At 42.3% G+C, this 19016-nt stretch carries 16 protein-coding genes; 7 read left to right on the forward strand and 9 right to left on the reverse strand.

All coding sequences use genetic code 11. From position 1 onward, the window contains the following. Positions 1 to 354: 354 nt before the first annotated feature. Positions 355 to 1098 (reverse strand): class I SAM-dependent methyltransferase, encoded by a 744-nt coding sequence (locus tag V7K44_RS05560; RefSeq protein WP_334929430.1) that lies wholly within the window; start codon positions 1096 to 1098, stop codon positions 355 to 357. A gap of 98 nt (positions 1099 to 1196) precedes the next feature. Beyond that, on the reverse strand, positions 1197 to 1997 hold the full coding sequence (locus V7K44_RS05565) for a PhzF family phenazine biosynthesis protein (protein ID WP_334929431.1): 801 nt from the start codon (positions 1995 to 1997) through the stop codon (positions 1197 to 1199). 351 nt (positions 1998 to 2348) lie between these two features. Between V7K44_RS05565 and V7K44_RS05570 the strand changes: the two genes are divergently transcribed. Together V7K44_RS05570 and V7K44_RS05575 are read left to right on the forward strand one after the other, a co-directional pair. Then, positions 2349 to 2615, forward strand: a complete 267-nt coding sequence (locus tag V7K44_RS05570) for a hypothetical protein (protein ID WP_334929433.1) — start codon at positions 2349 to 2351, stop codon at positions 2613 to 2615. Between the two features lie 47 nt (positions 2616 to 2662). Then, complete coding sequence (locus V7K44_RS05575) at positions 2663 to 4045, forward strand: aminopeptidase P family protein (RefSeq protein ID WP_334929435.1); 1383 nt, start codon at positions 2663 to 2665, stop codon at positions 4043 to 4045. A 91-nt stretch (positions 4046 to 4136) separates the two neighbouring features. Here the strand turns inward: V7K44_RS05575 and V7K44_RS05580 are convergent, their stop codons facing one another. Then, positions 4137 to 5018, reverse strand: a complete 882-nt coding sequence (locus tag V7K44_RS05580; protein WP_334929437.1) for a shikimate dehydrogenase — start codon at positions 5016 to 5018, stop codon at positions 4137 to 4139. 169 nt (positions 5019 to 5187) lie between these two features. On the opposite strand from V7K44_RS05580, the gene V7K44_RS05585 reads away from it, so the two are divergent. Next, positions 5188 to 6114, forward strand: coding sequence for an alpha/beta fold hydrolase (locus V7K44_RS05585; protein ID WP_334929439.1), 927 nt, complete (start codon positions 5188 to 5190; stop codon positions 6112 to 6114). A gap of 157 nt (positions 6115 to 6271) precedes the next feature. On the opposite strand, the gene V7K44_RS05590 is transcribed toward V7K44_RS05585, so the two are convergent. Further along, positions 6272 to 6991, reverse strand: coding sequence for a hypothetical protein (locus tag V7K44_RS05590; RefSeq protein WP_334929440.1), 720 nt, complete (start codon positions 6989 to 6991; stop codon positions 6272 to 6274). A 701-nt stretch (positions 6992 to 7692) separates the two neighbouring features. Next, positions 7693 to 8649, reverse strand: a complete 957-nt coding sequence (locus tag V7K44_RS05595) for an aldo/keto reductase (RefSeq protein WP_334929442.1) — start codon at positions 8647 to 8649, stop codon at positions 7693 to 7695. Positions 8650 to 8728: 79 nt separating this feature from the next. Here V7K44_RS05595 and V7K44_RS05600 point away from each other — a divergent pair, with 79 nt between their 5' ends. Together V7K44_RS05600 and V7K44_RS05605 are read left to right on the forward strand one after the other, a co-directional pair. Then, positions 8729 to 9328, forward strand: coding sequence for a DUF1802 family protein (locus V7K44_RS05600; protein WP_334929444.1), 600 nt, complete (start codon positions 8729 to 8731; stop codon positions 9326 to 9328). 598 nt (positions 9329 to 9926) lie between these two features. Next, a complete protein-coding gene (locus V7K44_RS05605) occupies positions 9927 to 10190 on the forward strand; it encodes a hypothetical protein (RefSeq protein WP_289795907.1) in 264 nt (87 codons plus the stop codon). Between the two features lie 47 nt (positions 10191 to 10237). Here the strand turns inward: V7K44_RS05605 and ggt are convergent, their stop codons facing one another. Beyond that, a complete protein-coding gene (gene ggt, locus V7K44_RS05610) occupies positions 10238 to 11995 on the reverse strand; it encodes a gamma-glutamyltransferase (protein WP_334929479.1) in 1758 nt (585 codons plus the stop codon). Between the two features lie 637 nt (positions 11996 to 12632). On the opposite strand from ggt, the gene V7K44_RS05615 reads away from it, so the two are divergent. Further along, positions 12633 to 15602 (forward strand): beta strand repeat-containing protein, encoded by a 2970-nt coding sequence (locus V7K44_RS05615; protein ID WP_334929447.1) that lies wholly within the window; start codon positions 12633 to 12635, stop codon positions 15600 to 15602. 99 nt (positions 15603 to 15701) lie between these two features. After that, positions 15702 to 16331: a Uma2 family endonuclease gene (locus V7K44_RS05620; RefSeq protein ID WP_334929449.1), complete on the forward strand. Its 630-nt coding sequence runs from the start codon at positions 15702 to 15704 to the stop codon at positions 16329 to 16331. 274 nt (positions 16332 to 16605) lie between these two features. Here V7K44_RS05620 and V7K44_RS05625 read toward each other — a convergent pair whose 3' ends face one another. The 3 genes from V7K44_RS05625 to V7K44_RS05635 are packed head-to-tail and all read right to left on the reverse strand — an operon-like array spanning position 16606 to position 18901. Further along, positions 16606 to 17514, reverse strand: coding sequence for a glycine betaine ABC transporter substrate-binding protein (locus tag V7K44_RS05625; RefSeq protein WP_334929451.1), 909 nt, complete (start codon positions 17512 to 17514; stop codon positions 16606 to 16608). Beyond that, positions 17514 to 18146 carry an ABC transporter permease gene (locus V7K44_RS05630; RefSeq protein WP_334929453.1) on the reverse strand — a complete coding sequence of 211 codons (633 nt, stop codon included), beginning with the start codon at positions 18144 to 18146 and terminating at the stop codon, positions 17514 to 17516. Before V7K44_RS05630 ends, V7K44_RS05625 begins: the two co-directional genes overlap by 1 nt. Further along, positions 18143 to 18901 (reverse strand): ATP-binding cassette domain-containing protein, encoded by a 759-nt coding sequence (locus V7K44_RS05635; protein ID WP_334929455.1) that lies wholly within the window; start codon positions 18899 to 18901, stop codon positions 18143 to 18145. Before V7K44_RS05635 ends, V7K44_RS05630 begins: the two co-directional genes overlap by 4 nt. Positions 18902 to 19016: the final 115 nt, after the last annotated feature.

The raw sequence follows: 19016 nt of genomic DNA on the forward strand, positions 1-19016 counted from the left end.
TTGTTCAATCAGAGAACTACCCATAATTTTCCTCCCCTCAACACTTGCAATTTTACCTGTTTTAGGGAATGAATCAGCCCTGCTTAAAAAGGGGGACTTTGATTCCGGTTCCCCTCTTTTTAAGGGGGGCTAGGGGGGATCTAAACGCTGTGAGGCAACTCTCAAAGACTTGTGTGTACACCGTAGCCTTGCAAAGAATCCAGTTCCCTCCCCTTTGCAAGGGGAGGGTTAGGGTGGGGTAAAATCTTGGTTAATCAACTATTTCAGACTTGTGTATACACCGTAGCCCGAAGAGCGGGGTGGGGTTCTTTATGGATGATTTGGCAGACATGATATAACCAACCGCATTGACAGCTATTTTAGGCAGGTAATGCCGATCGTATCGGGATAGTCAATGTAATCCTGCCAGAACTCGGAGCCAAATTTCTCTATGCCTTTGGGAGAGACTATTGGATGGTGCCAGTGGATCTCTTTAAAACCAGCACTCATCAAGGCCCATTCATAAGTCGCTTTGCTGAGGTAGTAGTTATCAATAGTGATAGACTCACTGTCATCAGGAATGCTCAATGTTAAGGTTATGGGCGTACCTTCTTGGAGCGAGTCAGCACATCTCCTAGCAATACCATATTTCTTATGTTTATCATAAAACTCTGGAAGCAGTTCTAAATTATTGTTCAAACTGACGAATCGACCACCAGGTTTCAGATGAATTGCTATGGCCTGACACATTTTGAGTAGTTGCTCTTTAGTTGAAGCGTAATTCAGCAAGTAGGAAGCTACCACAAGATCGAAGCTGCCAATAGAACCAATTTCCATGACATCACCGATGATATATTCAATTTTAAGTGGCACAGAGGCTTCTTCAAGTCTTGCCAACTTTATCATTTCTGAGGAAATATCTACACCAACCAAACGTGCAGCGCCATTCTGTTTGAGCAATCGTGTGAAAAATCCTTCTCCACAAGCTAGATCGAGGATTGATTTCCCGGCAACATCTCCGATTAAATTTAAGTATGTATATGCCTCGCCATACAAGCGATAAGGCAATTTGTTAAGTTTTTGAAACTGGAGAGCTATGCTATCATACTCGGCTGCCATTTTTTCACCTCACTTGCAAGTTTTTTATTAAAGGATGTCTGAAAAGTTAAATCCACGCCTACCATCTCAGCATCAACCTTACTCGCAGCGACATTTACCTATGCGGGAAATAACTCACCTCGCAACACAGTTACCGCTTGTCCGGCGAGAATGACGCGATCGCCTCCGTCATAATACACTTTCACCACGCCACCGCGACTAGATGCTTGATAAGCTAAGAAGTGATTTTTTCGCAAGCGATCGCGCCAGAACGCAGCCAGGCAACAATGGGCTGAACCAGTTACCGGATCTTCATCAATGCCTACCTCTGGTGCAAAGAAACGAGAGACAAAATCATAATCTGAATCAGGATTAGTCAAGCTAGTAACTATAACCTTACCAAGTGGTAAAGTTTTTAATAGTTGAAAATTAGGCTGCATTTGCCGCACCAAATCTTCCGATTCTAATTCCACTAAATAAGCTAATGAATTCTGCAAGGTAAATCTGTATGGTACACCCAAAGCAACTTTGAGTTCTGGAGGTGCGATGATTACTTGTGAATGATTCACGGGAAAATCTAACTCAATCCATTCACCTTGCAATTTAGCAATCAGCACTCCACTTTTGGTATAAAAACGCGCAACTTCATCAGGTGATAAATGTCCCTCTGACCAAAGTACATGGGCACTAGCTAAGGTTGCGTGACCACAAAGCGGCACTTCTACCGTGGGCGTAAACCAACGCAGATTGAAACCATTATCCTGTCTGACTAAAAAAGCCGTCTCAGATAAATTCATTTCCTGAGCTACATTTTGCATCCAGCCATCGTCTTCAGGAGTAGGCAAAACACAGACAGCAGCAGGATTACCTGCAAAAGGTGTGTTGGTAAAAGCATCAACCTGAGTAATGATTTGTCCCATTAGATAGAGTCACCTTGAAAGTTAGACAGCAATATATTTATCAGTAGCAAGGTGTAGGAGCGCGGCGTGCCCCATACGTGTCTTAAGCCGAAAATTATATTAGACAGGCGTTTTGCTAATCCCTCACGCCCTCATCCCCTAACCCTTTCTCCCTTGGGAGAAGGGGAATTAATTGAATGTCTAGCTCCCCTCTCACGAATGGGAGAGGGGCTGGGGGTGAGGGTAAAACGTTTTCACCAAGCGGGTTTAGCGTTAAGTTGACACCAATGGGTGTGCCCCTACTTGTTTAATGAGAACCACTATATACAGTACCTTATAAATTAGGAATACAATCTCCAAAAACTAGAGTCAATGTTAAAGCAAACCGAAAACGTGAGGATAAAAATCTTCAGAAGCATCTTTGCTGCTGTCAACTTAGCGCTAATTTCTGGAGGATTAGTTAGTTGTGTTGTTGAAGCCCCGCAGCCACCTGCACCAACTGAGCAACAAAAACCAGTCGTACAACCTAACCAGAAAGACAGAGATGACGACGACAAAAATGGCGATCGCAAAAATGATAAAAAAGATGGCGATCGCAAAAATGATAAAAAAGATGACGATAAAGACGATAACGACTAAATAAAGGCAAAACTATCACCTTTATCCTTTTCTTTGAGTTTACATTTATGCTTATCCAACAAACTTCTACTTCCCTCGGCGAGACTTTACGCCACAGACGGCAACAATTAGCCAAGCTGATTGATTTTCCGGCAATTCTGTGGTCAGGTAGTAATAATTCGCGCAACTTTCCGGCAAATTCCTTTCCATTTCGTGCTAACAGTCATTTCCTTTATTTCGCCGGACTGCCATTACCAAAGGCGGCAATTCGTCTAGAAGCTGGCAAACTAGAACTATTCATCGACGATCCGTCACCCAGCAGCGCCCTTTGGCATGGAGAAATGCCAACGCGCGAAGTAATAGCCGAAAAGATTGGGGCGGATGTGGCTCGACCAATGGCAGAATTAGAGTCTTGGCTAGAAGATGCCGCTACACTTGCCGTCCAAGATGCAGCTACTTGGACGCAGCAATCGCAGCTATTAAATAGATGGGTTTTACCACAAAGTCCTCCCCAAGGAATTGACTTGGAGTTAGCTAAGGCGATCGTTTCTCTCCGCCTCTCTCACGATGCTGCTGCATTAACTGAGTTGCGAAAAGCTGCTGCTGTGACTGTAAAAGCTCACAAAGCGGGGATGGCAGCAACACCCCAAGCCAAACTAGAAGCAGAAGTTCGGGCAGCGATGGAAGGGGTGATTATTGCTCACAATATGACCACCTCTTACAACAGTATTGTCACTGTTCACGGTGAAGTTTTGCATAACGAGCATTATCACCATAGTTTGCAACCAGGTGATTTACTGCTTGCCGATGTTGGCGCTGAAACTGAGGCAGGTTGGGCTGGTGATGTGACTCGCACTTGGCCAGTTTCGGGTAAGTTTTCATCTACTCAAAGAGATATTTATAATGTCGTTTTGGCAGCCCATGATGCTTGCATTGCCAAAATCCAGCCTGGTGTAGAGTATGGGGATATTCACCTGCAAGCGGCTACAGCGATCGCTGAAGGTTTAGTAGAGTTAGGCATTTTACAAGGAAATCCCCAAGATTTAGTAGAAATCGATGCCCACGCGCTGTTTTTTCCTCATGGAATCGGTCATTTACTGGGTTTAGATGTCCATGATATGGAAGATTTGGGCGATTTAGCTGGGTATGAAGAAGGACGTGCAAGGAGCGATCGCTTTGGCTTAAGCTATCTCCGTTTAAATCGTCCCCTGCGTCCAGGAATGTTAGTCACTATTGAACCTGGTTTTTATCAAGTACCAGCAATTTTAAATGATGTTAATGTTCGTTCCAAATATCAGAATGTGGTGAATTGGCAGCGTTTATCTGAATTCGCCGATGTCCGGGGAATTCGCATTGAAGATGATGTTTTAGTTACTACAGAAGGCAGCGAAGTTTTAACAGCTGCATTACCAAACGATGCCGATACTATAGAAAATCTAATTAATGGCTGAGTTCATACTGACAGGCATCCATAAAGGATGCCTAATTACTGGATTGACTTTTAATCCTGTTTAAAAATCAAGTAGGAGTCATATAGAACCCTCATTTCCCCAAACCCAGGTGATTTTGTAAGGCTTGGCGCATCACTTCTACAGGCAAAGTTTCCAGATGCAACCAGATTTTTAATGCTGCTACCCCTTGTTGAACTAGCATTTCTAATCCGTCAATTGCAATTGCGCCTTGTTTTTCTGCTTGCTCTAGAAATTGCGTTGGTTTAGGAATATATATTAAATCGTAAGCGATCGCACCCGTTGGTAAATTTGCGATTTCTTCTACACTCAAAGGCGATTCATCGACTTTGGGATACATCCCAATCGGAGTTGTGTTTACCAACAGATTTGCTTGGGGAATGAGCTTTGGTAATTCCTCCCATTGATGAACCTGGAATTTCTCAGCTAGGGTTGAATTGCTCCAACTATTGCGGAATTCTTTTAATCTCTGCATATTGCGCCCAACAACATGAATTTGGGCAAAACCTAGCTGAATACAACCTGCTACAACAGCTCTTGCTGCACCACCATTACCTAAAATTACCGCTACCTGCTGACTCCAATCTTGTTTATATGTTGTCTGCAAAGGGGCGATAAATCCTTCTATATCTGTATTTGTGCCTACCCATTTTTGATTTTGGCGGCTAACAGTATTCACGGCTCCAATAGTTTGAGCGAGGGGCGTAATTTCTGAGAGTAAAGGGATGATTGCTTGTTTGTGAGGTATTGTCACACTAAAGCCGACAACTCCAACAGCCGCGAAACCTGCGATCGCTACCTCTAAATTCTGTGGTTCAATCGGAAAAGGCAGATAGATATAATCTAATCCTAATTGTGCGATCGCTGCATTATGCATCACTGGCGACAGCGAATGCTCCACCGGATGTCCAATGACTCCTAGTAATTTAGTTTTCCCTGTAATTTTTTTAGTCATTAGTCATTAGTCATTTGTACTGAGCATAGTCGTTGGCGCAGCCCCTCCTAGAGTTGTATTTGTCATTTGTCCCCACTGCTCCCCTGCTCCCCTGCTCCCCTGCTCCCCTGCCTCAATCTCCTCACCTAGCCTACAATTATTAAAAGACTACTTAACACTTCTTTAAATCATGCAGGCAACTACAGCCCCCTCTACAACTCCAATTCCAGGTAAATATTGGCAGTGGCGCGGGCACAACGTTTACTACGTGCGTGCGGGAGAGAAGCAAGCGGAACGTCCGCCCTTACTTTTGGTACATGGTTTTGGTGCTTCCACAGACCACTGGCGCAAGAATATCACAGGATTGTGTCAAGATTTTGAAGTATTTGCGATCGACCTTTTGGGATTTGGGCGATCGGCGAAACCAAAATTGCAGTACAGTGGCGACTTATGGCGCGACCAACTCCATGATTTTATCAGCGAAGTGATTGGTCAAAAAGCAGTATTAGCAGGTAATTCCCTTGGTGGTTATGCTTGCTTGTGTGTTGCAGCACAACGTCCCGACAGTGCAGCTGGTTTAGTTTTGCTCAATAGTGCCGGGCCTTTTAGCGAAAGCCAGCCCACATCTGAACCGGAAGCTTTGCAAAGTGAAATTCAGCCACCCAAACAACGCTCTTCTTTAGAGAAACTCCTGGGTGACTCAGGTAAATGGATTTTTCAACAACCTTTAGCTCAGTTTGTGTTATTTCAATACGTGCGACAACGTTGGGTAATTCGCCAAACTTTAGAAAAGGTATATCTTGATAAAAGTGCAGTTACAGATCAATTGGTAGAAGAAATTTATCGTCCTGCTTTTGATCCAGGTGCATTGGATGTATTTGTTTCAGTTTTTAGCAGTCCTCAAGGGGAAAAAGTTGATGTATTACTAAAGCAATTAACTTGTTCTCTGTTGATGTTATGGGGAGAGGCTGACCCTTGGATGAATGCTAGACAACGTTCTCTAAAGTTTCGTCAATATTATCCTCAACTCACAGAGCATTTCTTAACAGCCGGTCATTGTCCCCACGACGAAGTACCCGATAGAGTAAACCAACTTTTACGCGATTGGGTTTTGTAAATGCCAATACAGTTCAGAATGAGCAACAAAACCATCATGTAGAGACGCGATTTATCGCGTCTTGAAAAACCAGTTATCTACACCAATAACCCTTAACCCAAGCGTATTGGATTAAAGGTTTGTAGTAAGCGTCTGGAGGCGCTTACTACAAAAAAGCTTATTTAAAAATGTAGGATTTAATTTCTTGCTCTATTTGGTCACTGATAATTTCAGTTCCCATACCGATTTTATCGAGATTAACCCTCACAAAATTTATTTTATCTTCTTTTGTAAATTTTTTATTATTATCTGAGTCTTTAAGAATTTTTAGAAAAATTGCATTTTGACCTGGAACAACAACCCAACTGATGATTCGAGTATTATTTGGGGTAATTTGCTGGAGGTTCTTACCTGATAAATCAGAAAGATAGCCAATAGTAGCATCTTCGCTATTAAGTTTTTTATCTATATTTGTATCTTGGTCAATGATTTTATATAACCAAACTCTTGTATTTGGCTTTTTTGCCGCTTTTACCTCCAATAAATCGAAGGAGGCGATAATGGCTTTTTTATTTAATAAAAGATGAGCTTCACTACCTTGCTTTTGATAAAAGATGATATTATATAACTGATTATTTCTTCCATTTTCATAAGAACGTGAAAGGTTTAAATCAACTCCTTTATCTTCATTCTGCTCTGCAAGACTAACAGGAATCATCAGATAATTTGATTGTTCTTTAATAATTAAATCGCCATAGATAAGATTTTGTTGTGGCTTCGGTTTCTCAGTTGCTTTTGCCTGTTCTGCATTTCTACTAACAGAAGACTTACAGGAAAAAGAAAGAGCAGCTACAATCATAGCTGTAGTAATCTTATTTAAAAAGCGATAATTTTTCATCAAATTCTCCTAGCAGGATATGTTGCTGTCCTATTTTATTCCCTGCTGGAAAATTAGCTAGAGTCCAGTACGCTTCAATACAGTTCAGTTAAGACTAAAAATATACTGATGTAGGTTGGGTGGAACGTAGCGTCTCCAAAGGAAAAGGGTAAACCAACATTATTGAGACTTCTTTGTTGGGTTTATCTGTCGCTCAACTCAACAAAGCCCCACCAGTAAACCCTGCCGTACCGAGAAAATCATATTACAATAAAATACCAAAAACCTGGTCGAGGTTGACCAGGTTTTATCGAGTTTACAGATTTCAAATTTTAAACTAATTAACTAGCTGAAAGTTAATAACTAGGGTGGACTGAAAAACTAACAAACTCAGCATTCTTGCGTTTTTCCGCTTTAGGATTTGGCTTTGCCTTTTACATTAGGCTTTTTGCCACTTCTATCACATTTGATATGCTGAAACTTGCTTGGGCTGATGACAAGGGGACACTAGGTCATTGACCCTTTTTGTTTGGTTCTATTTTGTTTGGTGTCCTACTATTTAAGTTATCACTTAATTTGTGAGTTGCAACCCTTGGTTTACGAAAGTTGACGTTTTGTTAGATTTTGCAATCTAGAGCCATAAATTTGATCCCCAGCTTTCTTTTGAAGAAAGTTATAGGGATCTTGAATAGATTAAGCATAATAACTAAACTGCATTGTCATCAATCCCACATAATCTGATTGTCATCCAGATGGTCAGTGACAATACGGCCAATGGCATCAATTTCTGCTATTTCGGCGGTGGAAAGCTGAATTTGGGCAGCTAATGCGTTGTCTCGTGCTTGTTCGGGATAACGCGCTCCGGCAATCGCATTTGTTTGAGGTTGAGCAATTAACCAGGCTAAAGCTAACTGAGCAAGGGTACAATCATGAAGAAGGGCTATAGGACGCAGTTTTTCTAGCGCTTGTTGAGCACGTTCAAAGTTTTCGCCTTGAAACAGTTTATTTTTAGCACGGTTATCTGTCGGGTCAAATTTATGACCGAGAGAAAACCTTCCCGTTAACAACCCCTGTGCTAAAGGCGAATAAGCAAGGATAGAAATATTGTTTTCGATACAATAGGGAAATGCATCTTGTTCTACCTGTCTCCAGAATAAAGAATAGGGTGGTTGTAAACTATCAATACGTCCATAACTTGCTGCTTTTGCTAACTGGGCGTGAGAAAAGTTGGAAACACCGATTGCTCGAATTTTACCTTGCTCTTTGAGTAAGTTAAGAGCGCTCATAGTTTCTTCGATAGGTACTATTTCACTATTGAAAGCGCCGGAGGGCCAATGTATTTGGTAAAGGTCGATGTAATCAGTTTTCAGGTTTTTTAGGGAACGATCGCAAGCTTCAATCACTTGTTCATACTTGAGATGGTTAGCAAAAACTTTCGTGGCATATTGCACGTGAGTTCGTACATCAGATAAAGCTTCAGCGACAATTTGCTCCGAGTGTCCTTCACCATATACTTCAGCAGTGTCAATTGTCGTAATCCCAGCTTCATAAGCGGCTCGAATGGTTTTAATCGAGTCAGCATCCTCAATTCCCACCCACATTCTTTTACCAGCTTGCCAAGTTCCCATGAGGATGGGTGTGATTTTGACTTCACTTGTACCTAGCGATCGCTTTTCCATAACTGCTTCCTAATTCATTGCCTTGGACAGGTTCATACTTTATCAGTCTTAGCTTCAAATTAAATCAGAGTTACAGTAGATGCCGATGGAATTGACTACAACTTTTCATGCTCTCAAAGAATGGGCAGTGGCCATAAATGCCTTGGAAGATGGCAAAACAATTATGTTGCTCCGCAAAGGCGGTATCCACGAACGACATGGACATTTTCAAGTTGCCCACAAGCAAATTCTGCTTTACCCTACTTATGAACATCAACAAGCTTTCATGCTGAAAGCTGAATACGCCAGTAATGTCTATCCTGTAACATCAGGCTGGCATCCTGAAACAGTTCGCATTGGCAGTTGGGCTGAAATTACAGATATTTTGCCAGTGAGTGACGAGTCTATTGTCAACACCTTACTTCCCTTCCATATTTGGAACGAGCATTTTATTAGCGATCGCCTCAAATGGAAAGCACGTCAGCCCCTTTATATTCTCCTCCTGCGGACATATAAACTACCGCAAGAGCAAGAAATTCCCTATTACGCTAAATACGCTGGCTGCAAGTCATGGATTGATTTAGATCGATCGATTCACTTGGAAACAGCACAACCAGTTTTATCTAACTTTGCATACAGCCAACTAGTAGAGACAATTCGCCAGATTGTCGGCGATAAGTTGTATGCTCCATCCTTCTAATAACCGAAATTGCTGTCCAGATACCCGACTTCTTGAAGAAGTCGGGTATTTAAATCTAGCTTAAGTAAGTGCTATTCCACCCTACAGTTTATAAATTATTTCTAATATCAGTTTCGGTTAAACACTTAATGATATCTATAGGTTGGTTTGAGGAACGTAGCTTGCTTCCCGAAGGGGAACCCAAGATTTCCGAAGTTTGTTGGGTTGCGCTTTGCTTAACCCAACCTACAATTTTTCTAATCAACGGAACTTTATAATTAACTTCTAAAATCTGCGCTTATATGTGTAAGCAGAAAAACAAATAGGCTGATTCCGAGCCTCAGCTAAAACAGTAGTTATTGTTACACACGATCGCAAAAAACGCGGATAACATGGGAAAAATCTCACCTAATAAGCAAGGTGAGGCAAAGCTGTTTATCTTTATGTCCCTTTAGCAGCTGTCTTCTAGGCTATGAGTTGTTAAGCAATTATCCTGTAGTGGATAGAACTTAATTACATTTTGTCTAAAGTATTAGGCAAAAATTATCCCCAAGGATGATAATTAGCTTGACAAAGATCAGCTATTATGCATCATTAGCTAAAAGCAAAGGAGTTTGCAATGCATCGACAAATGTGCTGGTTGTCTAAGTCTGGTGGCGACGGAGAGAAAATTTTGTATTTGCAGACAGAAGCCAATCAATCCTGGCGTCCTTACACAGCTTTTGGACATTTTGCAGTCCCAGATTATCAAATACCAGGTGGTTCTAAAGGTTGGGCAACTTATCAAAAACTTTTGAAAGCAGGTTGGACACTAGTACCTAGCGCACGGGCAAACGAGTTTGGTAGCAACAGCTACGCAGAGTCAACAATTCAAAATCAATAGTCATTAGTCATTTGTCATTAGTTATTTTTTGCGTCCCCGCGTCTCCCTCACAAACCTCTGGGGGAACCTTCACCGCGAGGATCGGCGGCTCCTTCTAAAGTTCCATCAGATGTAACAGCGATCGCGTTACCATTACCCCAAGGAGTAGTTTCCTTGATTTTGTGCCCCCGCCGGCGTAAGTCTTGCAAAGTCAGAGCATCCAAGCCCCAGGATTCGACGCGCAACTCATCTGGCAGCCATTGATGATGTATGCGTGGAACAGAAACAGCCGCACCAACATCCATGTTGTATTCCAGCACATTCAGGATTAATTGCAAAACCTGGGTGATGATGGTGCTACCACCAGGCGCGCCTGCTGCCATCCGAAAATGACCATTTTCCGTGACAATTGTGGGAGTCATGCTGGATAGGGGAGTTTTACGGGGTGCAATGCTGTTGGCATCGTTACCAACTAAACCAAAAGCATTAGGCACTCCTGGCGCAGCGGCAAAATCATCCATCTCATTATTGAGAATAATTCCAGTTGTCGGTGTCACCACACCAGCACCAAAACTGAGATTAATGGTGAAAGTCAGACTGACGGCGTTGTGTTCTTCATCCACAACATTCAGATGAGTGGTTTGGAGAGATTCATGGGGAAGACAAGGGGATGAGGCAGGGGAAGTAGGGACAGATGAAGGAAGACGCAGACATTTTGAATTTAAATCTCCTGGCTTGACTTCGGTGGAGGGTCGAGCCATTTGCATATTAATTTCTTGACGGCGTTTTTTGGCGTAAGCTGGACTGAGCAGTTCTTGTACAGGGACTTTGACAAAATCAGGATCGCCTAAATATTTTGAGCGATCGCTATAAGCAATCTTCATTGCCTCTACCATTAAATGTATTGCGTCTGGATGATGCCATCCTAAAGATTTCAAATCGGTATCACCGATAATATTTAAAATCTGCAATAGGTGAACGCCTCCTGATGATGGTGGTGGCATTGAGCAAATTTTAGCTTTGCGGAAGTTGCCACAAACGGGAGTGCGCCAGATTGGTTTATAAGCTTTCAGGTCTTCGAGAGTAATTAAACCACCATTTTTTAGCATATCAGAAGCGATCGCACGAGCAATACTTCCGGTGTAAAAACTTTGGGGATTTTCGGCAATTGCTGTTAAAGTGCGTGCCAGATCGCGCTGCACAAGTTTCTCCCTTGGTTGATAAAATTCACCATTGCGAGTGAAAATTTCTCGCGCTGCGGGATTATTGAGAATTGCTTCCTGGCGCTGGTTGAGCCTCTGGGTTAGCATATTGCCAAGAATAAAGCCATCTTTAGCGAGTGCGATCGCAGGTTTCATTACCTCTTGCCAAGAAAGCTTACCATAGCGACGATGCACTTCATAAAGTCCTGCTACTGTTCCTGGTGTCGCTACTGCCAAATAACCATTAATACTTGCATTCGGACGCACCTTTCCTGCTGCATCTAAATACATATTTCTTGTAGCTTTCAGGGGTGCGCGTTCGCGGAAATCTAGCGCTTTCATGTCGCCAGTTTTCTCAGAGTGCATCAGCAAAAATCCGCCGCCGCCGATTCCCGCCGAAAAAGGCTCAACTACAGAAAGTGCAAAGGTTGTGGCTACAGCTGCATCCACTGCATTACCACCTTTGCGTAACATCAAAATTCCCGCTTCACTTGCTAAGGGATGGGCTGAAACCACCATTCCCTTTTTGCTGCGTAGGGGTAAAGTTAAGGCGGCTGATGCTACTTGGCTGTAAAGTAAGACAGTGAAAGAAAAGATTGCGATGGCTACGCCCCCCGCAGGCATCGCAACTTGCTTGGGTTTAGCAACAGCAAGCTTTTTTATACCATTCCTCATAAAAGCTTATACATATTTAGCATCTTGGTGTACTTAATTTATCAGATTTTGATTACCATTGTTTGCGTAGCTTGCCGCCGTAGGTATCGCTCTCCTATCCCCGCTTGAACGATTATAAATATGAAGAGTATGCAAAGATTTTTTGAAAAGATAGACATCTAAGTAAATATTCGATATTTAATTATTGTCAAGTTATTTTGATGTTTCCTATTTTCCAGATATAAATTCAAGGGCGATGCCTACGGCGGCAAGCTACGCTGACAAGGAATGCATAATAGATTTCCTGTTTTGTGCTGTCTCAAGTGTTCCCTACCTATTTTGAAACTAGTAAGACTTATGCGTTGACAAACCAACTAAATTTTGTACAGTGCTTAAGACTTAGATAGTCCTCAATACTGGGATAGTAATGTTTGCCAGCGAATTAAAGGGCAAATCTTTAATGAACGATTTGCGGCTCTATCTAAAGACTGAATAAAGTATGCCGAAAGCTGCAACTTTTAGCACATTATTTGTGCCATCAAAAAGCACTAACTCGATTATTGACAACTAAAGTTACTCCAAAAATCGATTCAGGTAGGAAAAACTTATGGCAATTATTGGAACCAACGGTAACGATACCCTACGGGCGCCTTATTACTACGACACCCTAACTGGTGGCGGTGGCAACGATATATTTATTTACGACGAGAACTCAGCCTACACCTACATTCATAGGATCGCTGATTTCGGTGGAGTAGGCAAAGGTACAAACCCCACAGCAGCAGTCATTGCCGAAGTGGACACCCTAAATTTCCAGAGCTATAGTTCTGCCCAAAACTTGATCCTCACGCAGAATGGCACAAGTTTGGAAATCAGCTTTCAAGGGTTTACTTTTCGCAAAATCATTTTGGAAAACTTTGCCCTAGAAAACCTCGATAACCTCACCAAATCCACTGGAGCCAGTGTAGATTTGGGCAATATTCTGTTTTATGGGCAAACTACCATCACTGACAGCTTTGATGTCTTCAATGCTAACTCCACCCAAAGCACTGTCTTTAAAAAAAACACACTCACCTTCCTAAACGACCTATCTAACAATGTTAGTGGATTTGACAATTCCAATGATGTAATCAATGGTCAAGGGGGCGATGACATTATTGAAGGCTTAAGTGGCGATGACTTTTTGAGAGGTGGTGCGGGCAATAATACTCTCAATGGTGGTGTTGGTGACGACTCTTTGGATGCTGATTTCCCCTCAGGCAATAATTTACTTAATGGTGGCGATGGCAATGATTTTCTGACAGCCTCTGGCAGTTATGAGTACTACTCCGAGTACGGAAACGTCGACGATCGCTCTTTAGGCAATAATACCCTCAACGGTGGTGCTGGTGATGATACTTTGGATGCTAGCGGTTCATTCGGCGATAACCTCTTAGATGGGGGCGATGGCAATGATTCTCTCTCTATCTCTGGGGATGGAAGGAGTGCGGAGTACACATCGTCTGACTCTTACTCAGATGGCGATAACACCCTCAACGGTGGTGCTGGTGATGATACTTTAAATGCTAGTGGTTCATCAGGCGATAACCTGCTTTTTGGAGGCGATGGCAATGATTTTCTAGACATCTCTGGCTACCTTTACCTATATACTGACAACTACTTCAATACTCGCTCATCTGGCAATAACCTCCTCTCTGGGGGCGATGGCAATGATACTCTAACAGCCTCTGGTGCCACTGGTAATAACACCCTCAACGGTGGTAATGGCGATAATAGCTTTACAGGCGGTAATGGCGATGATAGCCTTACAGGCGGCGGTGGTAAGGATAAATTTGTTTACAACGGCTTAATCAGAAACACGATTGGCGAAATAAGCACAGACCCGATTAATACTGGCACTCATACGATCGCCGATTTCGGTGGAGTAGGTAAAGGAACAAACCCCACAGCAGCAGTCATAGCCGAACTGGATACTCTGATATTCAAGGACAATATTGGCTTTACTGCCGACAATTTGCTTCTCACCCAGAATGGCACAAGTTTAGAAATCGGCTTTCAAGGATATGGTGATACCAGATTCATCCTGGAAAACTTTGCCCTGTCCAACCTTGATAACCTAACTAAATCTACTGGAGCCACTGTAGATTTAGGCAATATTCTGTTTGATGGGCAAACTACCATCACCGACAGCTTTGATGTCTTCGATGCCAACTCCACCCAAACCACTGTCTTAAAAAAAAATACAGTCACCTTCCTAAACGACCTATCCAACAATGTTAGTGGATTTGACAATTCAAATGATGTCATCAATGGTCAAGGGGGTGATGACATTATTGAAGGCTTAAGTGGCAATGATATTTTGAGGGGTGGCAATGGCAATAATACTCTCAACGGTGGCGATGGCAATGATACTCTCAATGGTGGCATCGGCAATAACACCCTCAATGGTGGGAATGGCGATGATTCTTTAAATTTTTACTCCCTATCTACGTTAGTAACTCAAACAGTAGACGGGGGAACAGGTAACGACACCTTGTCTTTCAGTTATAGCAGTGCTACCACGGGAATTACTTCAACTTTTGATGCGACTACTAACATTGCAGTAATTTCTTCGACGGCGGACACAACAGTGTTCGGCTACAAGAATATCGAACAATTAAATATCACAGGTACAAACTACGATGATTATCTTGTGGGAAGCAATGGTAATGATACGCTCCGCTCAGGCAATGGTAACGATACAATAGATGGCGGCGCTGGTGAAGATTTCTTGGATATTAGTCTTTCAACAGGAGATCATCTCCTGAATGGAGGCGATGGCAATGATTCTTTACAGGCTTTGAGTTCCATTGAAGATGAATTCGGAAATTACGTTAAGGGTAGCGTATCTGGCAATAACACCCTCAACGGTGGTGTTGGTAACGATATATTGTATGTTTCCGGTTCAGCAGACGATAACCTCCTAGATGGGGGCGATGGTAATGATTTTCTCTCTGTCTTTTCTGACGCCTCTGGTGAGAACACCCTCAACGGTGGTATTGGTGACGATACATTGGATGTTAGCAGTTCAACAGGCAATAATCTATTAGATGGGGGCGATGGTAATGATTCCTTGATAGCCTCTTATGCCTCAGGTAATAACACCCTCCAAGGTGGCAATGGTGATGATACCCTCAGAGGTGGCATTGGCGATGCTATCATCATCGGTGGCAAGGGTAATGATAGGCTCTTTGGGGAAGGTGGTACTGATACTTTTGTTTTCGGTAGTTTCGATGAAGGTCTCGATCTGATACGTGACTTTGGTGCCGTTAATGAACCGAATGAACTAATTCAGGTGTCAGCTGGTGGTTTTGGTGGCGGTTTATCAACAGGTGTACTTAAGGCAAGTCAGTTTACACTTGGAGAATCTGCAACCACTAGCACCCAGAGATTTATTTATAACTCCACTACAGGTGCATTGTTCTTTGACCAAGATGGTAGTGCAGGCGAATTTACTCAAGTACAATTTGCTCAGGTGCAATTTACAGGATTATCTGCTGGGTTGTCACTAACGAACAACAATTTTGTGGTTGTTTAATCGTTATCCTCGATGTAATGCGATGTCTGGCGACAAGCCGCTTCTCTACGAGAGGCTACGCCAACGCGTCTACGCCAATATCTAAAATGTGAGCTAATTATGGATACCGTAATTACACCAGAAAGAATCGAGTTACCACCTGGCGCGGTGTTGAAGCTTTTGGGAGATTGGAAAGATTATCAAGTTTTGAGTCAGCAACTAGGCGATCGCTCCTCGCCTCGCATTAAATATCGAAAAGGAGAAATTTTGCTGATGGCACCGCTACCAGAACATGGGAGAGATGCGAGTTTGTTGGCAGATATTGCTAAGGTTTTGCTGGATCATTTAAACCGCATATACGAGTCATTTACGCCCATTACCATGAGCTTGCCAGAGGTTAGCGGTATAGAGCCAGACTTTTGCTTTTACATTGAAAATTGCAGAGCAGTAGTAGGCAAAAAAAGAATTGATTGGGAGTCAGATCCACCGCCAGATTTAGCAATTGAAATAGATGTGACAAGCTACACCGATATTAATGATTTCTTGCCTTATCGAGTGCCAGAAGTTTGGATATTAAAGAGTAATCGGTTATTAATTTATCGATTGCAGGGAGAAAGTTATGTGCTTACAGAAAGCAACTACTTCTCTAACGTCAGAGAAATTGTGCAGCAATGTCTCCAAATAGCTAATGAGCAAACAACAAGTGAAGTCATTAGGTGGTTAAAGAACTATTTGCATGGACAACAGTAGTACAATGTCTAACCTAGTTTTGAGGGTTTGTGGTAAGGACTTTAGTGCTTAAAAGATAAGGACTAAAGTCTTTATTACGAACTTACTTATGCCAATTCTGTATGAAGCTGCATATAACAAGACCCTCTATGTAGTCCCCCCTTACTAAAGCTACCGTATATACACAAGTCAAATTACCCCCCTTAATCCCCCCTTGGAAAGGTGGGGAAAAAAGAAATCTAGTTCCCTCCCCTTTATAAGGGGAGGGTTAGGGTGGGGTAAAGGCTATCCTTAATTACGAATTATTTAATCCCTTCGATTTGCGAAACTCCTGGACAACATCTTTAACATCACGTAATTCTCCTTCAACTAAATAGTTTAACTGTCGCATTTCATCTGCCGAAATCTTTCCAGCCAGGGAAGCGATCGCTGTTCTTAATTCGGGATATTTTTTTAATATTTCTTGTCGGACAATTGGCACAGTCTCGTAAGGTGGAAAATAATGTTTATCATCTTTGAGTACAACTAAACCCAACCGAGAAATTTGCCCGTCAGTGGAATTACCCGCCACCATATCCACTTGTTTTTGAATCAAAGCACGATATATTAAACCCAAGTCCATAATTTGCGGAGATTTAGCAAAACGTAAATCGTAAGTTTTCGCTAATCCGGGAAAACCATCTTCTCTTTCTAAAAATTCGTAACCGAAACCGCCACGCCACTGCGGTGTATATTGAGTAGCTTGGGAGAGAGTTTGAATATTGTAACGTCTGGCATCTTCACCCCGGACAATCATCGCAAAAGTGTTTTCAAAACCCAAGCTGGGCATCACTTCCAAATTGAACTGCTGGGAGTATGCTTGTTTTAACTTCTCATAAACTTCTTTAGGATCGTTAACTGCTTTTTGCTTTAAAATTGCAGTAAAAGATGTGCCTGTGTACTCAATATAAGCATCGATTTTGCCAGCAGTAATAGCACTATGACAAACAAAAGAACCACCTAAACGGGGACGACGAGCTACTTTTAAATTAGTTGTCGCCTCAATTTGCTGTGCTAACAGTTCACCTAAAATATCTTGTTCGGTAAAATCTTTGGAAGCAACAATAATATTACCACCGTTATTACTATTTAAATTCGGCGTACAGCCAACAATTACCAATAACAAGGCAAAACTTAAAAAGCAAAGCGTGAAAAATCTTTTCATTAACTTTTAATTTTTAGTTTATTCTCCATCCAGCCAATTGCAAAGTCAGCTAATAATGCAATTACCGCCGCCGGAACTGCACCAGCTAGAATTAACTGATCGTTTACTACTGATATGCCGCGAAAAATAAATACTCCCAAACCACCAGCCCCAATTGCGGCGGCAATAGTTGCAATACCTATGGCGATTACTGTTGCAACTCGCACACCTGCCAAAATTACTCCCAGTGCTAAGGGAATCTCAACTTGTAATAATAATTGTCTATCTGTCATTCCCATGCCTCTCCCAGCTTCCCGAATTGCTGGATCGACGCTAGTAATACCTGTGTAAGTGTTACGAATTATCGGCAGTAAGGAATATACAGTCAGGGCAACAATTGCTGGTACTGCACCAATTCCGCCAATTATGGGAACAGGAATAAGTAAACCAAAGAGTGCCAAGCTGGGTATAGTTTGGAGAATATTTGCTATGCCGAGAATTGGTTGGCGGAGATAGGTTTTACGTGTAATTAAAATACCTAATGGAATGCCTACAAGGATGGCAATTCCGATAGCGATGCCTACTAAAAATAGATGTTCGAGTGTATGCTGAAGAATTTCTGGGGCATACTTAACCAGGAAGAAATTTTTCATAAAGTATCTTGCAGGGAACGCAGACATTGGAGAAAGGCGAGGCTTTCTGGATGTTGCGATCGCATAAATTCATCTCTCGTCCCCAATACTACCAATTCTCCGCCATACATTAAACCAATTCTCGATGCCAAAACTAAGGCTTCTTGAATATCATGGGTGACGAAAACAACTGTTTTGCCTAATTCTTGCTGCAAATGCCGAAACTCTTGTTGCAGTTCTAGCCGCGTAATTGGATCGAGTGCGCCAAAGGGTTCATCCATCAACAACACTGGCGGATCTGCTGCTAAAGCCCTGGCTACACCGACTCTTTGCCTTTGTCCTCCTGAAAGTTCGTGCGGGTAACGTGTGGCAAATTGTGCTGGTTCTAAGCCTACCAATTGCAACAATTCATAAACCCGGATTTTAATTTGTTTAGGTTGCCAACCTTCCAAAGACGGGACTAAACCCACATTGCGTTCGACAGTGAAATGGGGAAATAAACCAATTTCTTGAATGACATAACCAATTTTTCGCCGCAGTTTAATTTCATCCCATTGAGTTGTGGGAATGCCATCAAATAAAACTTCGCCTTGTGTAGGTGTAAATAGGCGATTAATTAACTTCATTGTCGTGGTTTTGCCGCTACCACTACGCCCAAGTAATACCAGTGCTTCTCCTTGACGGATGGTGAAATTGAGATTTGACACCAATGGGCGATGATTGCGGCTAAAGGTGACATCGCGGAATTCGATGGCGGTTTGATTATTTTGCGGCATGAGTGGCTTTTGGTATAGGCATATATCACATTATTTGTTGATTTTGCTGTTATGCCAACGCCCGCGTTGACCTATTCAGATTTTGGCGATACTGCTAAGAATTGCCTTAAGGCTT

This window comes from Nostoc sp. (assembly GCF_036917235.1).
Lineage (GTDB): Bacteria > Cyanobacteriota > Cyanobacteriia > Cyanobacteriales > Nostocaceae > Nostoc.

What these genes read in the sequence shown, in the direction of transcription:
- V7K44_RS05560 (WP_334929430.1), bottom strand. Translation starts at nt 1,098, where the DNA reads ATGGCAGCCGAGTATGATAGCATAGCTCTCCAGTTTCAAAAACTTAAC.
- V7K44_RS05565 (WP_334929431.1), bottom strand. Translation starts at nt 1,997, where the DNA reads ATGGGACAAATCATTACTCAGGTTGATGCTTTTACCAACACACCTTTT.
- V7K44_RS05570 (WP_334929433.1), top strand. Translation starts at nt 2,349, where the DNA reads ATGTTAAAGCAAACCGAAAACGTGAGGATAAAAATCTTCAGAAGCATC.
- V7K44_RS05575 (WP_334929435.1), top strand. Translation starts at nt 2,663, where the DNA reads ATGCTTATCCAACAAACTTCTACTTCCCTCGGCGAGACTTTACGCCAC.
- V7K44_RS05580 (WP_334929437.1), bottom strand. Translation starts at nt 5,018, where the DNA reads ATGACTAAAAAAATTACAGGGAAAACTAAATTACTAGGAGTCATTGGA.
- V7K44_RS05585 (WP_334929439.1), top strand. Translation starts at nt 5,188, where the DNA reads ATGCAGGCAACTACAGCCCCCTCTACAACTCCAATTCCAGGTAAATAT.
- V7K44_RS05590 (WP_334929440.1), bottom strand. Translation starts at nt 6,991, where the DNA reads ATGAAAAATTATCGCTTTTTAAATAAGATTACTACAGCTATGATTGTA.
- V7K44_RS05595 (WP_334929442.1), bottom strand. Translation starts at nt 8,649, where the DNA reads ATGGAAAAGCGATCGCTAGGTACAAGTGAAGTCAAAATCACACCCATC.
- V7K44_RS05600 (WP_334929444.1), top strand. Translation starts at nt 8,729, where the DNA reads ATGCCGATGGAATTGACTACAACTTTTCATGCTCTCAAAGAATGGGCA.
- V7K44_RS05605 (WP_289795907.1), top strand. Translation starts at nt 9,927, where the DNA reads ATGCATCGACAAATGTGCTGGTTGTCTAAGTCTGGTGGCGACGGAGAG.
- ggt (WP_334929479.1), bottom strand. Translation starts at nt 11,995, where the DNA reads ATGCCTGCGGGGGGCGTAGCCATCGCAATCTTTTCTTTCACTGTCTTA.
- V7K44_RS05615 (WP_334929447.1), top strand. Translation starts at nt 12,633, where the DNA reads ATGGCAATTATTGGAACCAACGGTAACGATACCCTACGGGCGCCTTAT.
- V7K44_RS05620 (WP_334929449.1), top strand. Translation starts at nt 15,702, where the DNA reads ATGGATACCGTAATTACACCAGAAAGAATCGAGTTACCACCTGGCGCG.
- V7K44_RS05625 (WP_334929451.1), bottom strand. Translation starts at nt 17,514, where the DNA reads ATGAAAAGATTTTTCACGCTTTGCTTTTTAAGTTTTGCCTTGTTATTG.
- V7K44_RS05630 (WP_334929453.1), bottom strand. Translation starts at nt 18,146, where the DNA reads ATGAAAAATTTCTTCCTGGTTAAGTATGCCCCAGAAATTCTTCAGCAT.
- V7K44_RS05635 (WP_334929455.1), bottom strand. Translation starts at nt 18,901, where the DNA reads ATGCCGCAAAATAATCAAACCGCCATCGAATTCCGCGATGTCACCTTT.